We start from the raw sequence: 17,645 nt of genomic DNA on the forward strand, positions 1-17,645 counted from the left end.
CAGCCCCGAGGGGCCGTGCATGACGATACGCTGAGGACATGAAGGAATTTCCCCAAGATGTCGTCACGGCACCTTATGGAACCTGGTCGTCACCTCTGGACGCCGCCGAGGTGGCCGCCGGCGCCGCTCCGATCTTCGATGCGGCCTTCCGCGGTGACGACATCTTCTTCTCGACGAAGCTGCCGGCCGAGAAGGCGCGCACCGGGCTCGTCCGCACCTGCCTGGCACGTCCCGGCCAGCGTGAGCAGATCCTGCCCACGGGCTTCAACATCCGCTCGGCCGTCCACGAGTACGGGGGAGCGTCCTGGGCGTTGGACCCCGGCAGCGAGGTCATCTACTTCGTCAATGCCGCCGACCAGCGGGTGTGGCAGATCATCCCCGGCCGAGCCCCGCACCCCCTGACCCCGGACACCTCGGGACTCGTCCGCTACGGGGACCTGCATATGAGCCCATGGGGTCTGCTGTGCGTGCGTGAGGACTGTCGGTCCACTCGACGCGAACGCGCCATCGTCCTGCTGACCAAGCACGGGACGACGAACGTGCTGTCCACGCACTCCCACTTCATGGCCTGGCCCCGACTCTCGCCCGATGGCAGCACACTGGCCTTCATCGGGTGGGACCACCCGAACATGCCCTGGGACGGCACGAACCTGTGGCTGATCGATGTGCGCACACCCGCCACTCCCGCGGCTGCCGTGCTCATCGGCGATGCCGTCGACCGTCCCCTGCACGATCCGCCGGCGACCGCGAGCCCCACCGACGGGGGAGTCTCCCTGCTGCAGCCGGAGTTCACCTCGGACTCCTCCCTCCACGTCATCTCCGACCACCGCGGCCACTGGGCACTGTACAGCCTCGACTTCACCCCTGGAGCCGGCCGGCCCCTCGTCACCGACGCCCACCACGCCCCGGCGACCACGCAGCTGAGACTCGAGATGCTGCACGACGTCCTCGACACTGGTCGGGACACCGCGGCGTACGCGGATCGAGAGACCGCGTCGTATGCAGCTCGGGACACCGGCGGTGAGATCGGCGGCGCGCTGTGGCAGCTCGGCGCGAAATGGCACCTGCACGACGGAGATGAGGTGTGGGCGCACGCGCAGTCGGCGACGGCCACGCTGGTGCGCTGCCGGTCCGGTGAGGGCACGTGGGACGCGCTCACCCCGATGGGAGAGACCTTCGGGACGATGGACCTGCTCGACCTCGGACGCACGCACCTGCTGATGACCGCCAAATCGACGAAGAGGCCCGGCGTCCTCTACGCGGTCGAGAGAGCGACCGGACTGTTCACCGAGATCGCACGGGAGCGGCTCGACACCCATCAGGACTACTACTCCCAGCCCCGTGTGGGCGAACTCGGCGGGGTGCCGGTCGTCATCCATCCTCCGCACAATCCCCGCTTCGCCGCCCCCGAGGCCGAACTGCCGCCCTATGTGGTCTCGATCCACGGCGGGCCCACGGGACAGGCGACGCCGGACATGTCGGCACGAACGAGCTTCTTCACCTCCCAGGGGATCGGCGTCCTCGAGGTCAACTACGGCGGTTCGACCGGCTTCGGCCGCGCCTGGCGCAACCGTCTGCGCGGGCAGTGGGGGATCGTCGACGTCGAGGACACCGTGGCCGCCGTCGACGGACTGGTCGCCGCCGGCCTGGCCGATCCGGCCCGCATCGCGATCTCCGGGGCCTCCTCGGGAGGATGGACGGTGCTGTCCGCCCTGGCCTCCACCGACGTCTTCGCCTGCGGCACCTCGTACTTCGGTGTCACCGACCTCAGCCGCTTCGTCGTCGACACCCATGACTTCGAATCCCATTACATCGACGGCCTCGTCGGACCGCTGCCCGAGGCTCAGGCCGAATACACGCGCCGGTCACCGCTGTCGAGGGTCGACCGGATCACCGTGCCCGTGGCCGTCATGCAGGGCGACCGGGACCCGATCGTCCCGCCCTCACAGGCCCAGGAGTTCGTCGATGCGCTCGAAGGCGCCGGAGTGGAGTACATTTACCGTCTGTACAAGGGCGAGTCCCATGGGTTCGTCCGTGCCGAGACCATCATCGATTCCTTGGAAAGCGAGTTCGGATTCTATGTCGACGTCTTCGGAATCCCGCGCAACCGCCGAAGCGGCTGATCGAGTCGGGACCGCCTCGACCGACGCGTGCTCGGCCGCCGCAGATCCGGACACCGTGGTCCCGGCGGCCACGACGACCGGCATCTGGTTTCCCACCGTCCGCGACCGGCGGGCGGGCTACATCGCCACGAGTCCCGTCCGCGAGGCGGCCGCGGCCGGTTTCGACCTCCTCGACCAGCAGCTGCCGCCGGTGCCGCTGACGGCCCACCGAGCCGAGGACCGCTGGGGCGCCGAGGCGATCGGCCGGGCCGTCGGCCTGCTCACCGACCTCCACGTCGACCGCACCTCCTTCGGGTGGCGGCTGACCGCCTCGGCGGGCAAGGACGAACGGGTCGAGGACTCCGCTCTCGTCGAGGCCTTCGACGCGATCGCCGAATACGGCCAGTCATGGCCGGGCCAGATCCAGCTGTCCCTGCCGGGGCCGTGGACGCTGGTGACGGCGCTGAGCCTGCGCTCCGGGGCCCGCGTCCTCGGCGACCACGGGGCCCGTCGCGATGTCGTCCAGGCCTATGCCTTCGGCATCGCCGCCTTCACCGACAAGATCGCGGCGCTGGGCATGCAGCCGACCGTCCGCCTCGTCGAGACCCGCCTGAAACCGGTCCTCACCGGCACCTGGCCGTCGGTGTCCGGGTGGCGGAGCCTGCCGGCGATCAGCGAGACCCAGGTCTGGGCCGCCCTCGACTCCACTCTGCGGCATCTGCCGCCGACGGTGCTCAGCCTGCCGAACCTCGACCCTCTGCACCTGAGCGGCAAGGAGATCCCCGCCGCCGAGGCGATCGGCCGCACCGGCGCCCGCTCCGTGTCCGTGCCGTTGGCTACGCTGAACTCAGACAGTTGGGAGCAGTTGGCCATCCTCGCCGAGGCCGGCACGGGGATCTGGCTCCATCTGCCCGCCCGGGCCGGCGAGTCACCGGGAGCGCTCACACAGTGGTGTGAGCGCATCCGCACCCCGTGGACGCGCATCGGCATGGGGCCGAAGGGTCTGCGCGATTTCGGCATCATCGCCGGACCCGAACTGCCGATGAACCATCCGCCTCTGTTCGAGGCGGCGAACCAGCCGAGCCCCGAACACAACCGGGCAACCATGACCATCGCCGCCGGACTGCGGCGGGCGCTTGAGGAGATCGAATGAGCACGACACCGGAGAACGCGGATTCACCCGAGGCATCGCAGACGGACCGGTCGTCCCTCGACCTGTCCGCGGTCGATCTGTCGGATGCGGCCGAGCGTGCCCGGGCCCATGCCCAGCTGACGGAGAGGATCGAGGAGTACCGGGCCGCGTACTACCAGGACTCCCTGCTCGTCTCCGATGCCGAGTACGACGAACTCGTCGGCCGACTCGAAGACCTCGAGACCGAATACCCCGAACTCGTCACGGACTCCTCACCGACGCAGACGGTCGGCGGCATCGTCGACACCTCGACGTTCGACCCGGTCGAACACATCGGTCCGATGTACAGCCTCGACAACGTCTTCGACTACGAGGAGCTGAGGGCCTGGTACGAACGTGTGCGTTCGGCCACCTCGGCGCGGTCGAAGTTCCTGTGCGAACTCAAGATCGACGGGCTCGCCGTCAACCTGCTCTACCGCAACGGGGACCTGGTCCGCGCCGCCACCCGCGGCGACGGACGCATCGGCGAGGACATCACCGCGAACGTGCGCACCATCTCCGACATCCCGCACCGGCTCGACACGGACTACCCGCCGGCGGAGGTCGAGATCCGCGGTGAGGTGTTCTTCCCCGTCGAGGAGTTCGCCGAACTCAACGCCGCCCTCGTCGACGAGGGCAAGTCGCCGTTCGCGAACCCGCGCAACTCCGCGGCCGGATCCCTGCGGCAGAAGGACCCGGCCGTCACCGCGCGCCGGCCCCTGCACATGCTCGTCCACGGCATCGCCGTGTGGACCCCGGCCGATGACTCGCACCCGGAACCGGCCCACCAGTCCGAGGTCTATGAGCAGTTCCGATCCTGGGGGCTGCCGATCAGCGACTACTTCAAGGTCCTCGAGACGATCGACGAGATCGAGGACTTCATCGCCCACTACGGCGAGCACCGACACGACGTGATCCACGAGATCGACGGCATCGTCATCAAGATCGACGATATCGGTCTGCAGGAGACGCTGGGCTACACCTCACGCGCGCCGAGGTGGGCGACGGCCTTCAAATACCCGCCCGAGGAGGTGACGACGAAGCTCATCGACATCCAGGTCCAGGTGGGCCGGACCGGACGGGTGACCCCCTTCGCCGTCATGGAACCGGTCACCGTCGCCGGCTCCACCGTGGAGCGGGCCACCCTGCACAACGGCCACGAGGTCAAACGCAAGGGCGTGCTCATCGGCGACACCGTCACCCTCCGCAAGGCCGGTGACGTCATCCCCGAAGTCCTCGGCCCGGTCGCAGCGCTTCGCGATGGCAGCGAGTCCGAATTCGTCATGCCCACCCGCTGCCCCTCCTGCGGGACCGAACTCGGTCAGCAGAAGGAAGGCGACAAGGATCTGCGCTGCCCGAATTCGCGGTCATGCCCGGCCCAGCTGGCCAATCGCATCTTCTACCTCGCCTCCCGCGCGGCCTTCGACATCGAAGCGCTCGGCGAGGAGGCCGCCCTGGCCCTGACCGCACCGGCCGAACCCGAGACACCGCCCCTGACCTCTGAGGCCTTCCTGTTCGACCTGACGCCCGAGGATCTCGCCGACGTCAAGATCTGGCGGGACAAGAAGGTCAGGGGCGTCGAGACCGGCGAGCGGGAACTCGTGCCCTACTTCTACACCCGCGGGACCGGGAAGAAGCCGAGCGCGCCGACGGCGAACACGAAGAAGCTCTTCGACGAACTCGACAAGGCCAAGGACCAGGATCTGTGGCGCGTGCTCGTGGCCCTGTCGATCCGCCATGTCGGGCCCACCGCCGCGCGCACCCTGGCTTCGGCCTTCCGCACCCTCGAGGCCATCCGCGCGGCCGAACACGACGAGCTGGCCGAGGTCGAAGGCATCGGTCCGACGATCGCTTCGAGCATCCGTGACTGGTTCGCCGTCGACTGGCATGTCGAGATCGTCGAGGCCTGGAAGGCCGCGGGAGTGCGGATGGAGGACGAAGAGCAGGACTCCGCAGAGCAGACCCTCGAGGGACTGACGATCGTGGCCACCGGTTCGCTGTCGACGTTCACCCGCGACGGAATCAAGGAAGCGATCCTGTCGGCCGGTGGCAAGGCCGCGAGCTCGGTGTCGAAGAAGACCGACTATGTCGTCGCCGGTGACAACGCCGGATCGAAGCTCGACAAGGCCGAGTCGCTGGGTGTGCCGGTGCTCGACGAGGATCGGTTCAGAACCCTGTTGGAGACCGGCAGCCTCGACTGAGCGCTGTCTGATCTCCTCGCCGGACGCCGAAGGGAATACATCTCGGATCCGGACGGTTCCACGGTATGGCTGTGCACTCATTCGTGACCGAACTCGAAGTCGGGGTTCAGACTCAGCCAAGCTCAGAGACAGTTTCGGATGGAAGAGTGTTCGCTATGAGATGGATACCCCGACTCCTCGCCGGCACCGCAGTCGTCGTCGCCGCGGCCCTGACCGCCGCACCCGTGACCGCTGGACTGGCCGACCTGGTGCTCAACCCGGGAGACCAGCCGAGCAAACGCGGAGCCCAGCCCGCCCTGACCTCCCTGCGGACCCCGACTGCCGCGACCACCGCCCGGTCGGAGGGCGCGGGCTCCGGGGCTGACACCGTCGAGGGCGCGGGCTCCGGGACCGACACCGTCGAGGGTGAGGTCATCGACAGCGGCGAGCTGCCCGGCGCCGATCTCGTCGCGACCACCGTCGACGCCGCCCAGTCCCGCGTCGCCGAGCTCTCGGCAGACCTGCAGTCCGGCGTCGACGCCGGTGAATTCTCCCAGGCCGATGCTGACAGGGTGCTTGCCGATATGGCCGGCTACATCCACGGGGACCGGACCTGGCCCGAACGACGCGGCGCCTGAACTGACTCTGCCCTGACCCGAGCATCCCCGCACCGGCCGCCTCCCACCCCGGTCCATCCCTGACTCGGGGCCCGCCTCGGCGAAGCTCACATCGCACCCGCCTCGGCCGGCCCGCCGAAGAGACTAGACTGAGGTGTCAGTGTTAACGACGATGAAAGGCAGGGAATGACGGAGTCTTCCGCAATCACCCCCGAGCAGGTGGAGCATCTGGCTTCACTGTCTCGGATCGCCATGAGCGAGGACGAGCTGAGATCGCTCGCCGGTGATCTGACCACAATTTTGGGAAACGTCGCCAGGGTCAACGAGGTGGCCGGTGACGATGTGCCAGCGACCAGCCACCCCATCCCGCTGACGAACGTCATGCGCCCCGACGTCGTGGGCCCGACGCTGACCAGCGAGCAGGCCCTGGCCTCGGCGCCGGCAGCCGCCGATGACAAGTTCCTCGTCCCGCAGATCCTCGGGGAGGAATGAGATGGCCGAACTGACGAACTACAGCGCTCTCGAACTCGCGGCAGGATTGGAATCCGGCGAGTTCTCCTCCGTCGAGGTCACCCGGGCCCACCTCGACCGCATCGAGTCCACCGAGTCCGACTACCACTCCTTCATCACCGTCACCGACGAGCTGGCGCTGGACACGGCGAAGGCCGTCGACGCCAAGCGCAGCGCCGGTGAGGACGTCCACGCGCTCGCCGGTGTGCCGGTGGCGCTCAAGGACCTCGTCGTCACCGAGGGAGTGCGCACCACAGCCGGATCGAAGATGCTCGAGAACTGGGTCCCGCCCTATGAGTCGACCGTCCACAGCAAGGTCAGGGCCGCCGGCCTGCCGGTGCTGGGCAAGACCAACCTCGACGAATTCGCGATGGGATCGACGACCGAACACTCGGCCTTCGGCGACACCCGCAACCCGTGGAACCTCGACCACGTCCCCGGCGGATCCTCCGGCGGTGCGGCAGCGGCCCTGGCCGGGTTCCAGGCACCGCTGTCCGTGGGCACCGACACCGGCGGATCCGTTCGCCAGCCCGCCGCATTCACCGGCACCGTCGGCGTCAAACCCACCTACGGGTCGATCTCGCGCTTCGGCATCATCGCCATGGCCTCGAGCCTCGACCAGGTCGGACCGATGGGACGGTCCGTCGCCGATGCCGCGGCCCTGCACGAGCTGCTGGCCGGACACGATCCGCTCGACTCGACGTCGCTGCCCGACCCCGTCGCCGGATTCCTCTCCGCAGCGCAGACCAGCGAACTGAAGGGCAAGAAGCTCGGCGTGATCAAGCAGCTGCGCGGTGAGGGCTACCAGGACGGGGTGCGCGATGCGTTCTCCGCCGCCCTCGACGTCGCTGCCGCTGCCGGCGCCGAGATCGTCGAGGTCGACTGCCCCGCGATCTCCTACGCCCTCGATGCGTACTACCTGATCATGCCCTCCGAGGTGTCCTCGAACCTGGCCCGCTACGACGGCATGCGCTACGGCCTGCGCGTCGAACCCGAATCGGGTCCGGTCACCGCCGAGACCGTCATGTCCGCCACCCGCGCGGCCGGGTTCGGCGACGAGGTGAAGCGCCGCATCATCCTCGGCACCTACGCCCTGTCGGCCGGCTACTACGATGCCTACTACGGTTCGGCACAGAAGATCCGCACACTGGTCCAGAACGACTTCGACGCCGCCTTCAGCTCCTGCGACGTCCTCGTGTCCCCGACGGCTCCGACGACTGCGCTGAAGTTCGGCGCCGAGGCGGCCGCCGATCCGATGGCGCTCTACCTCGGCGATGTGGCCACGATCCCGGCCAACCTCGCCGGCATCCCCGGTCTGTCGCTGCCGGCAGGACTGGCCGACGGTCTTCCCGTCGGGTTCCAGATCCTGGCCCCGGCCCGTGAGGACCTCAGACTCTACGAGGTGGCCGGACCGCTCGAGGCCGCCCTCGAAGCCGCCGGCGGACGTGTGCTCGACACTCTCGCGGAAGGACTGGAAGCCAAGTGAAATACGAAGACGCGATCAAGAGATACGATCCGGTCATCGGCATCGAGGTCCACGTCGAGCTCGGCACCGCGACCAAGATGTTCGACGCCGCCCCCAACACCTTCGGCGGCGGGCCCAATACGAACATCACCCCCACCTCCCTCGGACTGCCGGGCTCCCTGCCCGTGGTCAACGAGAAGGGTGTGGAGTACGCGATCAAGATCGGCCTGGCACTGGGCTGCGAGATCGCCGAGACCTGCCGGTTCGCCCGCAAGAACTACTTCTACCCGGACGTGCCCAAGGACTTCCAGACCAGCCAGTCCGATGAGCCCATCGCGGCCGAAGGACAGGTCGAGGTCGAGCTCGAGGACGGAACGATCGTGACCGTTCCCGTCGAACGGGCGCATATGGAGGAGGACGCCGGCAAGAACACCCACGTCGGCGGCGCGACCGGCCGCATCCACGGCGCCGACCATTCCCTGGTCGACTACAACCGCGCCGGTGTGCCCCTGGTCGAGATCGTCACCCATCCGATCACCGGGACCGGGGAACGCGCCGCCGAGGTGGCCGCCGCCTATGTGCGCACCCTGCGGGACATCTTCCGCGCCCTCGGCGTCTCCGAAGCGCGGATGGAGCAGGGCAACGTCCGCGCCGATGTCAACGTCTCTCTGCGCGAGAGCCCCGACGCTCCGCTGGGCACCCGCACGGAGACGAAGAACGTCAACTCCTTCCGCTCGATCGAACGCGCCGTGCGCTTCGAGATCGCCCGCCAGGCGACCCTGCTCGACGCCGGGGAGAAGATCGTCCAGGAGACCAGGCACTTCCACGAGGAGTCCGGGGAGACCTCCTCGGGGCGTCCGAAGTCCGACGCCGACGACTACCGCTACTTCCCGGAGCCGGATCTCGTGCCGCTGCAGCCGTCCCGCGAGTGGGTCGAACAGCTGCGGGCCGCGCTGCCCGAGCTGCCGGCGCAGAAGCGTCGCCGTCTCCTCGGCGAGTGGAAGTTCTCCGACCTCGAGATGCGCGACATCGTCAACGCCGGCCTCCTCGAAGCCATCGAGGACACCGTCACCGCCGGAGCGAAGCCGTCGGCGGCACGCAAATGGTGGACCGGTGAGGTCGCCCGCCTGGCCAACCAGGCCGAGAAGCACCCCACCGAGATCGTCACCTCCGGGCAGGTCGCCGGACTGGTGGAGCTGATCGACCAGGGCAAGCTCAACGACAAACTGGCCAAGGACGTCCTGTCCGGAGTCGTGGCCGGTGAGGGCGAACCCGCCGAGGTGATGAACGCCCGCGGACTCGAGATCGTCGAAGACACCGGGGCGCTCGAGGCCGCCGTCGACGAGGCCATCGCGGCCAACCCCGATGTGGTCGAGAAGATCAAGGGCGGAAAGATGCAGGCCATCGGCGCGCTCATGGGACCGATCATGAAGGCCACGAAGGGTCAGGCCGACGCAGGCAAGGCCAAGGAGCTCATCCTGGCCCGCATCAACGGCTGAGCGGCGAAGAGCCTGACTCAGGATTGATCCAGCCACATCCTCTACACTGTGCGAGCAAGGGAGCCGACCGGCCCCTGGCACAGTGGAGGATGTGGCTGTTCGCATTCTCCGACGACTGCGGTCGGCCGCGACCTGGTCGTGTGAGTGCGCTGCACGCGTGGAGGTGAAGCGGTGTCTGAGTGGAAGTCCCTGTGGAAGAGGGAATGCGGGAAGACGGCTCCGATCTACCGGGTGCTCGTGCCCGAAAGCGTCAACGAGGACATCATGCGCGCCTGGACCGCCCGCGGGTACCGCTATACGGCGGGAGCGCCGAGCGCGATCATGCTCACCGGCGGTATGAGCCGCAACCTCTTCCGCTCCAGTGTCGTGTTCAAGGGCGGCACCGCGGCTGGCACGGCCGTCACCGCCGGTTTCGCCGCTCCCGGGGGACTGGCCCTGCTGTCGGGCTTCGGTGAGGCCGCGATGACCTTCGGCGGCATGGGTGCGGTCACGGCGCTGGGCACCGGCATCTTCGCCGCTGTGACCGGCCCCAGATACCTGCGTGACCCGAAGCGACTGAGCCGGAAGAACCGGAGCAAGGTGGCCGGAGCCCGCTGGATCACACCGGCCAGCCTCGGCTGGGTGCCCGGCCGCAGGGAGGGACGCGACACCGACGAACAGCGCCTGTTCCACTTGGCCGTGACGATCGCCCGCAAGATCGTGCGCACCCGCGCTTGGACGCACCCGGTCCTCAGGGACCATGTCAGCCGAGTCGACCTCGATCATGCCGTCGCCTCCATCGGCGTGCGTCTGGAGGAGCTCGTCAACCTGCGGGAGGAGATCGAGGGCATCCGCGATGCGGGCACCGCGAAATCGGTCGAAACCTATCTGTCGAAGCTCGCCGTCGCCTTCTCGTCGATGGCCCACCGCGTGGAGTCGATGCACGAATACTACGAGCGGCTGACCGAACTCGACCAGCAGCTCGTGCTGCTGGCCAATTCCGAGCGTTCGCGAGAACTCGGCGATCGGGTGCTCGATGTGCTCTCCCGCACGGCAGCAGACGACTCAGCCGACTGGCAGTTCCGCGAGCTGCGCATCGACGCGGAATCGCAGTCCTCGGTCATCTCGGGACTCCTCGACGAACTCGATCAGACGGCCGATGACTTCGACGACTTCGACACGCGTCTGGCCGAGGCACGCAGATCCGTCGACGAACTCGAGGCCTGACCCGCCCGGGCTCAGTGCCCGAACGGATCGGGGTCGACCCCAGGCATCCATGAACGGCCCGGCTGGTCATAGCCGTGAGCCGCCTGCGCCTTCTTCCACTTCTTCGACCAGCGCTTGTCGAGCCGATCGACGTAGAGGGTGCCCTGCAGGTGATCGTATTCGTGCTGCAGAATGCGGGCGAACCATCCCTGTGCGCTCAGCGTCACCGGTCGACCCGCCTCGTCGACGCCGTTGACAGTGACCCGATCGGCGCGCTTGAGCGGAAAGTCGAGGCCCGGAACCGACAGGCATCCTTCGCTCTCCTCGTCGGGGTCCGGGCGGGTGTCGGGGACCTTCGAGGCGATGAGCAGGGGATTGACGAAGGTGGCGCGGTGACGCTCGCCGTAGTCGTCGTCGGCGTTGATGACGAAGATCGCCTTGCCGATGCCGATCTGCGGGGCGGCCAGGCCGACGCCGTTGCTGGCGATGAGGGTCTCGTGCATGTCCGCGACCAATTCGGCGAGGTCGTCGTCGAACTCGGTGATCTTCTCCGCACGTCGGTGCAGTACGGGCTCGCCGTAGACGGCGATGGGATGAATAGCCATGAGGACAATCGTATCGGTGCCCCAGGCGATCAGGCCCGAGTCCCAGAACTGGCCGCCTCGCCGCCCGAGCCGAATCCCCGGCCCCGAGGCGGCCCGCCGCCCTCCGCCGCCGAGACAGATGGTGGAAGGTTCCGATTGCTCAGCGGTCAGACGGATCGACTCCGCGCCTTCAGGTCGGTCAGAGCAAAGAATCCGGTCGAATGACACAAGACGTCACAGTTTTTCGCCTCCAGCGAACAGAGATTGTTGAGCAACCGATCTGGGAACATGGTCGGCGGCGGCGTGGTTATGATGAGCACAAGCCGTCTCGGACCACGAGATGAAAGCTGTCAGCTGCTGTCGGCGCAGCCCTGCCGATCGGTGAGAGGCCTGTGACGGCGGATGCACACAGAAGCGTGAAAGGACTCACTTTGACCATCTTCAACAATGTCTCCGATCTGGTCGGCCGTACGCCGCTGATCCGCGTCAACAAGGCCAGCGAGCGCTCCGGCGCCGAGGTCATCGCCAAGCTCGAGTCGTACAATCCCGCGAACTCCGTCAAGGACCGCATCGGTGTGGCGATGATCGATGCGGCCGAGAAGTCCGGCGAACTCAAGCCGGGCGGCACGATCGTCGAGGCCACCTCGGGCAACACCGGCATCGCTCTGGCGATGATCGGCACCTCCCGCGGATACCGGGTCAAGCTGACCATGCCGGAGTCGATGTCGAAGGAGCGCCGCGCGCTGCTGCGTGCGTTCGGCGCCGAACTCGTCCTCACCGACAAGGCCGAGGGCATGAAGGGTGCGGTTGCGAAGGCCGAGGAGCTCGCCGCCGACGGAGCCGTCCTCGTCCGCCAGTTCGAGAACCAGGCCAACGCCGAGATCCACCGGACCACCACCGGTCCCGAGATCCTCGCCGACACCGACGGCAAGGTCGATATCTTCGTCTCCGGAATCGGCACCGGCGGAACCATCACCGGTGCCGGCGCCACGCTGCGTGAGGCCAACCCCGACGTCAAGATCGTCGCGGTCGAGCCCGCCGCCTCGCCGATCCTGAGCGAGGGCAAGGCCGGACCGCACGCGATTCAGGGTCTCGGCGCGAACTTCGTGCCCGAGGTCCTCGACACCGAGATCTACGACGAGGTCGTCACCGTCGACAACGACGCCGCCCTCGACCGGGCCCGTGAGGTCGCGAAGGAGGAGGGCCTGCTCGTGGGCATCTCCTCCGGTGCCGCACTCTCGGCCGCCGAGGCCGTCGCCTCGCGTGAGGAGAACGCCGGCAAGCGCATCGTCGTCATCCTCCCCGACTTCGGTGAGCGCTACCTGTCGACCCCGCTGTTCTCCGAATACCTCGACTGAGTCCACGACACCGACCCGAGGGCTCCAGCGGTGCCCTCGGGCACACACGAAGGGCGTCAAACTCCGGTTTGGCGCCCTCGCTGTCTCGGAATTTTCGGCACCCGATCGGACTTGAGACAGACAGACCAGCTGCGTCGGCGCAACCTCGGCGACGGGCGCACCACACCGGATGAGCAAGGACGGACATGATGAAGGCACTGTGGACGGCGGCCGCTGCGGCCGCAGGCGCGGCGATCTACGGGCTCAGCCGCCCTGGGGTGAGGAGCACCCTGCGGGAAGACCTCGAAACCGTGCGTCGGCGCGACCCCGCGGCCACGAGTGACCTCGTGTCCCTGGTCTCCTACCCCGGGATGCACGCGATCTGGGCCCATCGCGGTCTCCACCGCCTCTGGCAGCACGAGGCCGGAAAGATCCCGGCCCGGCTGATGTCGCAGTTGGTGCGCTCGCTGACCGGGGTCGAGATCCACCCCGGGGCGAGGATCGGACGCCGCTTCTTCATCGACCACGCCAATGGTGTCGTCATCGGGGAGACCTCGGAGATCGGCGATGACGTCATGCTCTACCACCAGGTCACCCTCGGCGGCACCTCGATGGAGCAGACCAAGCGGCACCCGACCATCGGCAATCATGTGCTCATCGGCTCCGGGGCGAAGATCCTCGGGCCCGTCGTCGTCGGCGACAACTCCGCGGTCGGGGCCAATGCCGTGGTCGTCAAGGATGTGGCCGCGGACTCGAGCGCCGTGGGCATCCCCGCCAAGGTGCGTCCGAAGAAGAGCGGGGCCGGCGCGCCGTCCTCGTCCGGGCAGTCCTCCGGCAGGACGAGCGACGGTTCCAGCGACGGGTCGACGCAGGCCTCGAAGTACTCGGAGGCCTGGAAATACTCGGAGTACGCCGATTTCGAGCTGGTCGATCCCGCCCTCTGGATCTGAGACCCGGCACCGGTTCCTCTCGTCCGGCGCCGGTTCCTCTCGTCCGGCGCCGCATTTCGGCGGGCCTCGGGGTGCGTTTGTCGTCGGGCCCCGTTGCGCTGTCTCCTGCGGGTGGATCCATTGCGATTGCGGCCGGGAAATCATGGTGGATCCACCCGCAGGAGACAAGTTCAGTGTGACGGAGACCGCTTCGCGATGTAGTGCCTGAGGCGTTTTGCGAACGAGGCCAGATCGCATTTCTTCGCCACGCGCAGCAGCACCCACCCCTCTGCCTCGAACAGTTCTTTGCGTCGAATGTCCTGCGCGTACTGGGCGGGGGAGAAGCGGTGATGGTCGCCTTCGTACTCGATCGCGATCCGCAGCTCCGGGTAGCCGAGATCGGGGTGGAGCATGCAGTCGTCGAGCCGGCTGTAGACGGCCGGGTGGACGACTGGCTCCCGGAAGCCGGAGTCGATCAGCCAGAGGCGCAGCCAGGACTCCTTCGGCGAGTCGACCGTCTCGCGCATGAGGGTGAGTGCCTTCTGGACTCTGCGTCGGTGGGCGACGCGAGGAAGCGCCGCAATCTCCTCTCGCAGCCGGTCGCGGGTGATGTACGGTCCACCGGCATGCTTTCCGATTGCGGCATCGCCGGCGGTCACGAGCTCATTGAGGCTGAACAGCGGTGCCAGAGTGGCGATGACGCGCGGAATGGTGACCAGCGGCATGCCCAGGAGCTCGATCCATTCGGTCGCCAGCGTCATCGGTCGGCGTACGACGAGGCCGGGCCGATTGATGCGAAGGTTGCGCGACGCCGCAGCCACATGGACGTTTTTGTCCGAGATACGGCTCGGCAGCGGAAGGCCGTACAGGCGCGCCGCGGTCAGGTGGTCCGCGGCCAGGTCGGGGTAGAGCATGCGGATGCCCGTCATGCGCATCCACGTGCCGAGCCATTGGTGATCCGCCCAGTGGGGTGTCGGCACGTCGGTCAATGACTCGCTGTCCACCCAGATGCCGCGGAAGATCTGGCCGAAGCGCTCATGGGTGGCCAGTGCATAAGCAGTGATGCCGCGCTGCCTGGCTTCGGCGGCGGTGCAGGGCAGCGGCACGGGTCTGAAGTCGACGGCCTGATTCATCGATTGCCACATGCTCTCAAGACTGCTCTTCCTGGAGCCGAAATCCGAGCATCGGAACGAGGCTGTGCACAGCGCACTTCTGCCCACAGGATTGCGTGTGCGAGTCGATCCCCGAGAATCCGGGCGGCAGGCTCTTCTGGTGAGGACCTGTCCACAGGCGAATACGCGCGAGTCGACTTCTCGACGGCAGCGCGACCGGGGTGCGACGGGGTGTCGGGCCGCGCTGTGCGGACGTGTCTGGACGACGGGCCGCCGGACGGCAGGGAGTCGGGGCACCGGACGACAGGGAGTCCGAAACGGCACAAGTGCCCTGCGTCGGCGATGGTGTCTCCTGCGGGCGGATCCACTGTGAAAACCGGTGCTGGATCGCAGCGGATCCACCCGCAGGAGACGCCTCGCCCCAGACGCGGAATACTTCGAACGACAAGTCTGTTAAGATTTCAACTAGTTACTTCAAAATTGAAGTGAGTTGGAGGTGAGGGCGAGGCTCGCCGCCATCGCCTCACCTGCAGCGAACAGAAGGAGCAGTCATGGAATTCGGAATCTTCACCATCGGGGACGTCACCACCGATCCCACCGACGGCACCACCGTCACCGAGCATCAGCGGATCAAGAACACCGTCGAGATCGCGAAGAAGACCGAAGAGGTCGGTCTCGACGTCTTCGCCACCGGCCAGCACCACAATCCGCCGTTCGTGGCGCCGGCCAACCCGCCGGTCCTGCTGTCCAATATCGCCGCGCAGACGTCCACACTGGAGCTGTCGACGGCGACCACCCTGATCACCACCACCGATCCCGTGCGCATCGCCGAGGACTACTCCTATGCCCAGCACCTCTCCGAGGGGCGGATCAGCCTCATCATGGGCCGCGGCAACACCGGACCCGTCTATCCGTGGTTCGGCAAGGACATCCGCCAGGGCATCGGTCTGGCCGTGGAGAACTACAATCTGCTCTACCGCCTGTGGCGGGAGCGCAACCTCGACTGGGAGGGTCAGTTCCGCACGCCCCTGAACGGTTTCACCGTCACCCCGACCCCGCTCGACGAGGTGCCGCCGTTCGTGTGGCACGGGTCGATCCGCAGCCCCGAGATCGCCGAGCAGGCCGCCTACTACGGTGACGGGTTCTTCCACAACAACATCTTCTGGCCGACCTCGCACACCGCGCGGATGGTCCAGCTCTACCGCCAGCGCTATGAGTACTATGGGCACGGCAAGGCCAGCCAGGCGATCGTCGGGCTCGGCGGACAGGTGTTCATGCGCAAGAACTCGCAGGACGCCGTGCGCGAGTTCCGCCCCTACTTCGACAACGCACCCGTCTACGGTCACGGGCCCAGTCTCGAGGACTTCTCGACGCAGACCCCGCTGACCGTCGGCTCGCCGCAGCAGGTGATCGAACGGACCCTGAGCTTCCGCGACTGGGCAGGCGACTACCAGCGCCAGCTCTTCCTCATCGACCATGCGGGGCTGCCGCACAAGACCGTGCTCGAGCAGCTCGACCTGCTCGGCGAGGAGGTCATCCCGGTGCTGCGCAAGGAGTTCGCGAAGGACCGTCCCGCCGACGTCCCCGACGCTCCGAACCACCAGTCGCTGGTCATCCGCCACCGTGAGGGTCGCGACCCGATCCCCGGCGGCGGACCGGAATCGCGGGCCTTCGCCGACCGCCAGGCCGCAGCAGCCGAGAAGGAAGGAGCCGATCAGGCATGAGCGAGACCATGAAGATCGTGGCCGTGACCACCTCGCTGAGCGAGGACTCGACCACGCTCAAGCTCACGGACAGGATCCTGTCCACCATCGCCTCGGTGGGGGAGTCGGTGGGCATCGAGATCACGACGGAGACCCTCAACATCCGCAGCCTCTCCTCGGCGCTGACGGACATGACCCTGACCGGGTTCCGCTCCGAGCAGCTCGAGGCGGCGTTCGACACCGTCGCCGAGGCGGACGCGATCGTCACCGTCTCACCCGTGTACAAGGTCGCTCCGGTGGGGCTGCACACCCTGTTCTGGCAGCTCATCGACGAGAGGGCGCTGACGAGAAAGCCCGTGCTCATCGCCTCCACCGGCGGCAGCCCTCGTCATTCCCTGGCCGGAGAGACCGTGCTGCGGCCGATGCTGTCCTATCTCAAGGGCATCGTCGTGCCGACGACGGTCTTCGCCGCCACCGACGACTGGGGCTCGGTCGAGGGCGGGCGTGCCCTCACCACCCGGATCCGCCAGGCAGGCGAGGAGTTCGTGTCCCTGACCTCGACGATCATCGGCTCAGGCAGGGACGACCTCGCCGAGGTGACCGGAGTGCCCGATGCCGAATCGGGAGCGGCCGGCGCGGGGGCGGGATCGCCCGCTGCCGGTCCCAGCGCCGACCGGGGCCGAGGCGGCGAGTCCGAATTCGATCCCGAGCACATCACCCCGTTCGCCCAGCTGCTCGAGGGACGATCATGACCACGATCAAGTTCGGGCAGGGCCGCGATCTGCTCGCGCAGAGTGCGTGGCGGGTGTACTTCGAGACCTCGCAGCGGATCCGGCAGGCCCTCGAGGCCCGGCTGAAGGAGGACGCGGGGCTGAGCGTCAGCGACTTCAACGCTCTGCTGCTGCTCTGGGAGGCTCCCGGACGGACACTGACGATGAGCGCCCTGGCCAGGAAGCTCGTGTTCTCACCCTCCCGGCTCAACTACCGGATCAAGGTGCTCGAGGACGCGGGGCTGGTCGTCAAGTCCTCATGCCCCTCGGACGGACGTGCTCACAACGTGGCTCTGACCGAGGCCGGGGCGCGGGCGTTCATCGCCGCCGGCGGCAGGCACCGCGGCTATGTCGACGAGATGTTCCTCGACCATGTCAGCGACGAGGAGCTCGAGGTCATCCACCGCGTATTCAGCCGCCTGTCCCGGGCGCTGCCGGAATAGGATCTCATTGTGACGCGTGTCTCGGTGCGGTCCGGGCC

Annotated in this window: 15 protein-coding genes; 13 read left to right on the forward strand and 2 right to left on the reverse strand. The window is 67.5% G+C overall.

Annotated elements, in window-relative coordinates; all coding sequences use genetic code 11:
* The first annotated feature begins 38 nt into the window (after positions 1–38).
* The 8 genes from IG171_RS03700 (at position 39) to IG171_RS03735 (ending at position 10,750) form a co-directional block, all read left to right on the forward strand.
* Positions 39–2,123 carry a prolyl oligopeptidase family serine peptidase gene (locus IG171_RS03700; RefSeq protein ID WP_212129973.1) on the forward strand — a complete coding sequence of 695 codons (2,085 nt, stop codon included), beginning with the start codon at positions 39–41 and terminating at the stop codon, positions 2,121–2,123.
* Positions 2,080–3,255, forward strand: a complete 1,176-nt coding sequence (locus tag IG171_RS03705; RefSeq protein WP_212129974.1) for a hypothetical protein — start codon at positions 2,080–2,082, stop codon at positions 3,253–3,255. The genes IG171_RS03700 and IG171_RS03705 overlap by 44 nt, the downstream gene beginning before the upstream one ends.
* Entirely contained in the window at positions 3,252–5,474 is a 2,223-nt protein-coding gene (gene ligA / locus IG171_RS03710; protein ID WP_212129975.1) for an NAD-dependent DNA ligase LigA, read from the forward strand. Before IG171_RS03705 ends, ligA begins: the two co-directional genes overlap by 4 nt.
* A gap of 155 nt (positions 5,475–5,629) precedes the next feature.
* Positions 5,630–6,091, forward strand: a complete 462-nt coding sequence (locus IG171_RS03715) for a hypothetical protein (RefSeq protein WP_212129976.1) — start codon at positions 5,630–5,632, stop codon at positions 6,089–6,091.
* Positions 6,092–6,256: 165 nt separating this feature from the next.
* On the forward strand, positions 6,257–6,562 hold the full coding sequence (gene gatC, locus IG171_RS03720; RefSeq protein ID WP_212129977.1) for an Asp-tRNA(Asn)/Glu-tRNA(Gln) amidotransferase subunit GatC: 306 nt from the start codon (positions 6,257–6,259) through the stop codon (positions 6,560–6,562).
* A gap of 1 nt (position 6,563) precedes the next feature.
* Positions 6,564–8,066, forward strand: a complete 1,503-nt coding sequence (gatA, locus tag IG171_RS03725) for an Asp-tRNA(Asn)/Glu-tRNA(Gln) amidotransferase subunit GatA (RefSeq protein ID WP_212129978.1) — start codon at positions 6,564–6,566, stop codon at positions 8,064–8,066.
* A complete protein-coding gene (gene gatB / locus IG171_RS03730) occupies positions 8,063–9,544 on the forward strand; it encodes an Asp-tRNA(Asn)/Glu-tRNA(Gln) amidotransferase subunit GatB (RefSeq protein WP_212129979.1) in 1,482 nt (493 codons plus the stop codon). The genes gatA and gatB overlap by 4 nt, the downstream gene beginning before the upstream one ends.
* Positions 9,545–9,715: 171 nt before the next feature.
* Positions 9,716–10,750, forward strand: coding sequence for a hypothetical protein (locus IG171_RS03735; RefSeq protein ID WP_249204024.1), 1,035 nt, complete (start codon positions 9,716–9,718; stop codon positions 10,748–10,750).
* Positions 10,751–10,761: 11 nt separating this feature from the next.
* Here the strand turns inward: IG171_RS03735 and def are convergent, their stop codons facing one another.
* Complete coding sequence (def, locus tag IG171_RS03740) at positions 10,762–11,334, reverse strand: peptide deformylase (protein WP_212129980.1); 573 nt, start codon at positions 11,332–11,334, stop codon at positions 10,762–10,764.
* Between the two features lie 410 nt (positions 11,335–11,744).
* Between def and cysK the strand changes: the two genes are divergently transcribed.
* Complete coding sequence (gene cysK / locus IG171_RS03745; RefSeq protein WP_212129981.1) at positions 11,745–12,671, forward strand: cysteine synthase A; 927 nt, start codon at positions 11,745–11,747, stop codon at positions 12,669–12,671.
* Positions 12,672–12,859: 188 nt separating this feature from the next.
* The gene (gene epsC / locus IG171_RS03750; protein WP_212131517.1) at positions 12,860–13,600 is read left to right on the forward strand and encodes a serine O-acetyltransferase EpsC; all 741 of its coding nucleotides are present in this window, start codon (positions 12,860–12,862) and stop codon (positions 13,598–13,600) included.
* A gap of 170 nt (positions 13,601–13,770) precedes the next feature.
* On the opposite strand, the gene IG171_RS03755 is transcribed toward epsC, so the two are convergent.
* Positions 13,771–14,724: a hypothetical protein gene (locus IG171_RS03755; RefSeq protein ID WP_212129982.1), complete on the reverse strand. Its 954-nt coding sequence runs from the start codon at positions 14,722–14,724 to the stop codon at positions 13,771–13,773.
* Positions 14,725–15,242: 518 nt separating this feature from the next.
* On the opposite strand from IG171_RS03755, the gene IG171_RS03760 reads away from it, so the two are divergent.
* Genes IG171_RS03760 through IG171_RS03770 form a run of 3 tightly spaced genes read left to right on the forward strand, consistent with a single transcriptional unit; the run spans position 15,243 to position 17,607 of the window.
* Positions 15,243–16,415, forward strand: coding sequence for an LLM class flavin-dependent oxidoreductase (locus IG171_RS03760; protein WP_212129983.1), 1,173 nt, complete (start codon positions 15,243–15,245; stop codon positions 16,413–16,415).
* Positions 16,412–17,146, forward strand: coding sequence for an NAD(P)H-dependent oxidoreductase (locus IG171_RS03765; protein ID WP_249204028.1), 735 nt, complete (start codon positions 16,412–16,414; stop codon positions 17,144–17,146). Before IG171_RS03760 ends, IG171_RS03765 begins: the two co-directional genes overlap by 4 nt.
* Positions 17,143–17,607, forward strand: coding sequence for a MarR family transcriptional regulator (locus IG171_RS03770; RefSeq protein WP_212129984.1), 465 nt, complete (start codon positions 17,143–17,145; stop codon positions 17,605–17,607). The genes IG171_RS03765 and IG171_RS03770 overlap by 4 nt, the downstream gene beginning before the upstream one ends.
* Positions 17,608–17,645: the final 38 nt, after the last annotated feature.

This window comes from Brevibacterium sp. SMBL_HHYL_HB1 (assembly GCF_018208375.1).
In the GTDB taxonomy this organism is placed as follows: Bacteria; Actinomycetota; Actinomycetes; order Actinomycetales; family Brevibacteriaceae; genus Brevibacterium; species Brevibacterium intestinavium.

What these genes read in the sequence shown, in the direction of transcription:
- gatC (WP_212129977.1), top strand. Translation starts at nt 6,257, where the DNA reads ATGACGGAGTCTTCCGCAATCACCCCCGAGCAGGTGGAGCATCTGGCT.
- gatA (WP_212129978.1), top strand. Translation starts at nt 6,564, where the DNA reads ATGGCCGAACTGACGAACTACAGCGCTCTCGAACTCGCGGCAGGATTG.
- IG171_RS03705 (WP_212129974.1), top strand. Translation starts at nt 2,080, where the DNA reads ATGTCGACGTCTTCGGAATCCCGCGCAACCGCCGAAGCGGCTGATCGA.
- IG171_RS03760 (WP_212129983.1), top strand. Translation starts at nt 15,243, where the DNA reads ATGGAATTCGGAATCTTCACCATCGGGGACGTCACCACCGATCCCACC.
- def (WP_212129980.1), bottom strand. Translation starts at nt 11,334, where the DNA reads ATGGCTATTCATCCCATCGCCGTCTACGGCGAGCCCGTACTGCACCGA.
- IG171_RS03770 (WP_212129984.1), top strand. Translation starts at nt 17,143, where the DNA reads ATGACCACGATCAAGTTCGGGCAGGGCCGCGATCTGCTCGCGCAGAGT.
- IG171_RS03755 (WP_212129982.1), bottom strand. Translation starts at nt 14,724, where the DNA reads ATGTGGCAATCGATGAATCAGGCCGTCGACTTCAGACCCGTGCCGCTG.
- IG171_RS03715 (WP_212129976.1), top strand. Translation starts at nt 5,630, where the DNA reads ATGAGATGGATACCCCGACTCCTCGCCGGCACCGCAGTCGTCGTCGCC.
- ligA (WP_212129975.1), top strand. Translation starts at nt 3,252, where the DNA reads ATGAGCACGACACCGGAGAACGCGGATTCACCCGAGGCATCGCAGACG.
- IG171_RS03765 (WP_249204028.1), top strand. Translation starts at nt 16,412, where the DNA reads ATGAGCGAGACCATGAAGATCGTGGCCGTGACCACCTCGCTGAGCGAG.
- IG171_RS03700 (WP_212129973.1), top strand. Translation starts at nt 39, where the DNA reads ATGAAGGAATTTCCCCAAGATGTCGTCACGGCACCTTATGGAACCTGG.
- epsC (WP_212131517.1), top strand. Translation starts at nt 12,860, where the DNA reads ATGAAGGCACTGTGGACGGCGGCCGCTGCGGCCGCAGGCGCGGCGATC.